The 5,455-nt window shown below is 74.9% G+C and carries 3 protein-coding genes; 2 read left to right on the plus strand and 1 reads right to left on the minus strand.

The features are described from left to right. The coding region (locus tag J0670_RS28840) for a beta-N-acetylglucosaminidase domain-containing protein (protein ID WP_207814626.1) at positions 1 to 3,302 on the plus strand (3,302 nt) is incomplete at its 5' end. A 94-nt stretch (positions 3,303 to 3,396) separates the two neighbouring features. Here the strand turns inward: J0670_RS28840 and J0670_RS28845 are convergent. Continuing rightward, the gene (locus J0670_RS28845; protein ID WP_207814627.1) at positions 3,397 to 4,041 is read right to left on the minus strand and encodes an HNH endonuclease; all 645 of its coding nucleotides are present in this window, start codon (positions 4,039 to 4,041) and stop codon (positions 3,397 to 3,399) included. Positions 4,042 to 4,501: 460 nt separating this feature from the next. On the opposite strand from J0670_RS28845, the gene J0670_RS28850 reads away from it, so the two are divergent. Then, positions 4,502 to 5,455, plus strand: a 954-nt coding sequence (locus tag J0670_RS28850; protein WP_307806741.1) for a mechanosensitive ion channel family protein, incomplete at its 3' end; no start/stop codon positions are given.

A 5,455-nucleotide genomic window follows, 5' to 3' on the forward strand; every position in this document is an offset into this window, starting at 1 on the left:
CCGCGGCCGGAGGCAAGGACGGCACCGCGCCCTCGATCGCGGACCTGCCGGCCGGCGGCTACGTGCTGTCGGTCGGTCAGCTGCCCGCCCAGGGCGGCGGGACGTACGGCGCGGTGGTGCTGGCCGGCGCGGACGCGACCGGCACCTTCTACGCCGCGCAGAGCCTTCGCCAACTGCTCGCCGCCGTACCGGCCGGGCAGGGCCAGGGGCCGGGCGCGGCCGGGCTCGGCCTGCCCGGGATCACGCTGCGGGACTGGCCGAGCGGCGCGCCGGTGCGCGGCACCGCGGAGGCCTTCTACGGCACCCCGTGGACGGCGCAGCAGCGGCTCGACCAGGTGGACTTCCTGGGCCGCTCCAAGCAGAACTTCTACCTCTACGCCCCCGGCGACGACGCGTTCCGGCTCTCCCGCTGGCGCGACGCCTACCCCGCCGCCCAGCAGTCGGAGCTGCGCGAACTCGGCGACCGGGCCCGGCAGAACCACGTGACCCTCGGCTACGCGATCGACCCGGGGCAGTCGTTCTGCTTCAGCTCCGGCAAGGACGTGGACGCGCTGGTCGCCAAGCTGGACGGGCTGCGCAAACTCGGCTTCACCGCCTTCCAGTTGCAGTTCCTGGACGTCAGCTACGACGAGTGGCACTGCGGCGGCGACCGTGACAAGTACGGCACCGGGCCCGCCGCGGCCGCCAAGGCGCAGGCCGAGCTGGTCCGCAAGGTGCAGGACCGGCTGATCGCGAAGAACCCGGGCCTGGCGCCGCTGTCCGTCGTCCCCACCGAGTACCACCAGCAGGGCTCGACCCCGTACCGCAAGGCGCTGGCCGGGGCGCTGCCGGACGGCGTGCAGGTGGCCTGGAGCGGAGTCGGGGTGATCCCGGAGAAGATCACCGGTGCCCAGGCCTCCGACACCGCCGGCCTGTACGGGCACCCGCTGATCACCATGGACAACTACCCGGTCAACGACGCCAGCCCGGACCGGCTCTTCCTCGGCGCCTACACCGGCCGCGACCCGGAGGTGGCCACCCGCTCGGCGGTGCTGCTGACCGGCGCCATGCAGCAGCCGGTGGCCTCGCGGATCGCGCTCGCCACGGCCGGCGACTTCGCCTGGAACCCGGCCGGCTACAAGCCCGACGAGTCCTGGCAGGCCGCGGTGCGCACGCTGGCCGGGCCGACCGGCGCGGCCGCCACGCCCGCCGGGGGGTCGGCGCTGGCCGCGGTCACCGCGCTGGCCGGCAACAGCACCTCCTCTCCGCTGTCCAAGCAGGAGTCCGGCTACCTGACGCCGCTGCTGGACCAGTTCTGGGCCACCGCCGAGCCCACCTCCGGCGCCGCCCCCGACCTCAACCGGCTGATAGCGGCGGCGGCCCCGCTGCGCGACGCCTTCAGCGCGATGGCGGGCGCCCAGCAGACCCTGGCCGGCACCCAGGCCACCGCCCCGCTGGCCGCCGAGGCCGCGCCCTGGCTCTCGCCGCTGCGCGACTACGGGCTGGCCGGGCAGGCCGCGCTGGACATGCTGCTGGCCCAGCACGGCGGTGACGGCGCGGCGGCCTGGAAGGCCCGGGTGCAGCTCAACCAGCTGCGCGCCCAGCTGGCGGACGCCCCGGCCACGATCGGCGCGGGCGTGCTCGGCCCGTTCCTGGACCGTGCCGTGCGCGCCGCCGACAACTGGGCCGGCGTGGTCAGCGGCGGGGTCACCCCGACCACCACCATGGGCACGGCGCACGACCACCTGCCCGCGCTGATGACCGACGGCCAGGCCGGCACCTTCTACTGGAGCTCCGCTCCCCCGCAGCCCGGCGACTCGGTCGGCGTGGACCTCGGGGCGGGGCGGCCGATCAGCGGCGTCACCGTGCTGATGGGCGGCTGGGGCGACGGCGCGGACGCGCAGACCGCCGTGGACGACTACATCCGCGACGGAGTGCTGGAGTACAGCACCGGCGAGGGCGGCTGGAAGCAGCTCGCCGTGGTGAAGAACCAGAAGACGGTCAGCGCCCAGCTGCCGCCCGGCACGGTGGTACGGGCGGTGCGGCTGCGGGCCACCGCCGCGCAGAAGACCGCCGTCGCGGTTCGGGAGTTCACCGTCACCGCCCCGGACGAGGCCCCGGCCAGCGTCTCCGGCGGGCCCGACGCGCTGCCCGGATCGTCCGCCGCGTCCGTCCTGGACGGCAACCCGGACACCGCCTACCGCGCCGCCAAGCCTCCGACCTCGCAGGACCAGCCGCTCGTCGTCGAGCTCGGCGCCGCCCGTCCGCTGGACCGGCTGACCGTGCTGACCGACCCGAACGTGCGTGCCACCGCGACCGCCGCGGTGCGCCGCGCGGACGGCACCTGGGCGGACATCGGCACCGTGCAGCCCGGCTACAACGAGCTGCCGGCCGGCGGGCAGCCGGCCGACGCCTTCCGGCTGACCTGGAAGCCGGGCGGCGACCCGCCGGTGGTCAACCAGGTCATCCCCTGGTACGCGGACGCCCCGGCGGCCCGGCTCACCCTCGCCGACCCGACCCTGGACGTGGTCACCGGCGCGGCCGCGCCCACCCAGACCCGTGGCACCGTCGAGGCCGGCCGCCCGGAGGGCACCACCGGCGAGCTGCGCGCCGAGGTGCCGGCCGCCGCCAAGGGCCTCACCGTGACCCCGGCCGGGCCGGTGTCCGTGCCGCGCGGCGGCCGGGTGGGCGTGCCGCTGCTGGTCAGCGCCGCGCCGGGGACGCCGTCCGGAACGTACCGGGTGCCGGTGTCCTTCGTGGCCGGCTCCACCACCGTGAAGCAGGTTCTCCAGGTGCACGTGGTGCCGCCGACCGGCGGTCCGGACCTGGCGCTCGGCGCCAAGGCCACCTCCTCGGGCGACGAGACGGCGGACTTCCCGGCCTCGGCGGTCTCCGACGGGGACCCGAAGACCCGCTGGTCCTCGCCGGCCAAGGACGACGCCTGGGTGCAGTTGGAGCTGCCGCAGGCCGCCCACCTGGGCTCGGCGGTGCTGCACTGGCAGGCCGCGTACGCCGCCTCGTACCGGATCCAGGTCTCGGCGGACGGGAACAGCTGGACGGACGCGGCGACGGTGGACAACGGCAAGGGCGGGGACGAGACGGTGCGCTTCGACGCGCCGGGCGTGCGGTTCGTCCGGATGCAGGGCGTGGCGCGGGCGACCAAGTACGGCTACTCGCTGTGGGGCGTCGAGCTGTACGCCGTCCCCGCTCCGACGGCTCCGACGGCGCCGACGCAGCCCACGACCCCTCCGCCGACCCAGCCGGGCAACCCCGCGACGCCGCCGGTGGCGCCCGGGGCGCCCGCAGCGCCTCAGAAGCCGTAACGCGGCGGGCCGCCGTTCCCCCCGGTTCGGGGGGCGCGGCGGCCCATGAGGCGCGTACCGACGGTGTGACGGGCGAGCCCTTGTGGAGCTTCGGTCAGGCGGAGAGCGGTTCGGGCTGCTCGCCGCGGCGGACGGGGGCGGGGTGGGCGACGTGCGCCCGGCCGATCGGGACGGAGTGGGTCGGCTCCGTATGGTCGTGGTGCTCGTACTCGCCCCACTGCGGGGCGCGCAGTTGGTCCCCGCCGCCGTACGGCTCCAGGTACGGCCGCCAGCGCGGGTCCTTGATCCCGGTGCCGATGATCCGCCAGGCGAGTCCGCTGGGCGGCGCGGGCTGGCGCTTCATCCGCCAGCCGAGTTCGGTGAGGTGGCGGTCGGCCTTGGTGTGGTTGCAGCGGCGGCAGGCCGCCACCACGTTGTCCCACCGGTGCTGGCCCCCGCGGCTGCGCGGGATGACGTGGTCGACGCTGGTGGCGGCGGCCCCGCAGTAGACGCAGCGGCCGTGGTCGCGGGCGAACAGGGCCCGGCGGGTGAGCGGGACGGGCCCGCAGAACGGGACCCGGACGAAGCGGGTCAGGCGGACGACGGACGGCGCCGGTAGGGCGCTGGTGGCGCTGTGCAGAGTGACTCCCGAGTCCTCCAGGCTGACCGCCTTGTGGTTGAGGACCAGGATGAGTGCGCGGCGCATCGATACGACGCCGAGTGGCTCGTAGGACGCGTTGAGGACCAGGACATGCGGCACGGATGCCTCCTTGGACGCCTGCGGCGCGTGGCTCGCGCCGGGACGAGCGGTTGGATCGCGCAACGAGTACGCGATCTCCCCCAGTGTCGCCTTACGCCGTCGTACGGCGCCACCACTCCTGTGTAACGGACCCGGGGTGAACTCCGGGTGTGGTCTCCGTCATACCCGGTATGCCCTGGGGGCGGTCGGGTTGCACCCGGGCGCCGCCGGGGCGCGGCGCGGTGGCCCTCCCGGGGGACGGCTCGGCCGGTCGGAGCAGTGCCGGGCGGCCGTCCGGAGCAGCGTGCGAGGGGAGCGCACCGGAGCGTTGACGGGGCGTAGGGGTGGCCGGCTACGCCCTTCGGCCTGTCCTTCGGCGTGTCCATGCGGGGGTTCGGCGCCGGATAGGCTAAGCCGCACGGTCCGCGGGCCGCTTGCGGCGGCGCGGGTCTGCCACGCCCCCTGCAAGGAAGGTCCGCCCGTGTTCCGCTCCGGCGCCACCGGCATCGCCGCCGACGCGTCCTCGACGCTCTCCACTCCGACGCCGGCCCCCTCGCCCACCGCGCCGGAACTGCCGCAGCTGGACCTGCGCATCCCCACCAGCGCGCAGGAGGTCACCGACACCACCCGGCAGGCGGCCAGCTGGTTCGACTCGCACTGGCAGAGCTGGCTGGAGAGCGGCCTGCGGATCATCCTCATCATCCTGCTGTCGCTGGTGCTGCGGGCCGTGGTGCGCAAGCTGATCACCCAGCTGATCGCGCGGATGGCGCGCAGCCACGACGACCAGGAGGAGAGCCGGCTGGGCGGCCTGCTGGCCAACACCGGGGTGGTGAACACGGAGCGGCGCCAGCAGCGCTCGGAGGCGATCGGCTCGGTGCTGCGCAGCGTGGCCTCCTTCACCATCCTGGGCACGGCGGCGCTGATGGTGCTCTCCGCGCTCGGGGTGAACCTGGCTCCGCTGCTGGCGAGTGCCGGTGTGGCCGGTGTGGCGATCGGTTTCGGCGCCCGCAACCTGGTGACGGACTTCCTCTCCGGGGTCTTCATGATCATGGAGGACCAGTACGGCGTCGGCGACGAGATCGACACCGGGGTGGCGACCGGCACGGTGCTGGAGGTCGGGCTGCGGGTGACCAAGCTGCGCGGCTCGAACGGCGAGATCTGGTACATCCGCAACGGCGAGGTGAAGCGGATCGCCAACATGAGCCAGGGCTGGGCGACCGCCTCGGTGGACGTGCAGATCGGGTACAAGGAGGACCTGCAGCGGGTCGAGGACCTGATCCTGGAGACGGCCGAGGGGATGGCGAAGGAGGCTCCGTACGACGAGCTGGTCTGGGCGCCGGTGTCGATCCTGGGCGTGGAGTCGGTCGCGGCGGACTCGGTGATGGTGCGGGTCGAGGCCCGGACGGCCCCGGGCAAGGCGCCAGCCGTCTCCCGG

The organism is Streptomyces sp. FH025 (assembly GCF_017427025.1).
GTDB lineage: Bacteria > Actinomycetota > Actinomycetes > Streptomycetales > Streptomycetaceae > Kitasatospora.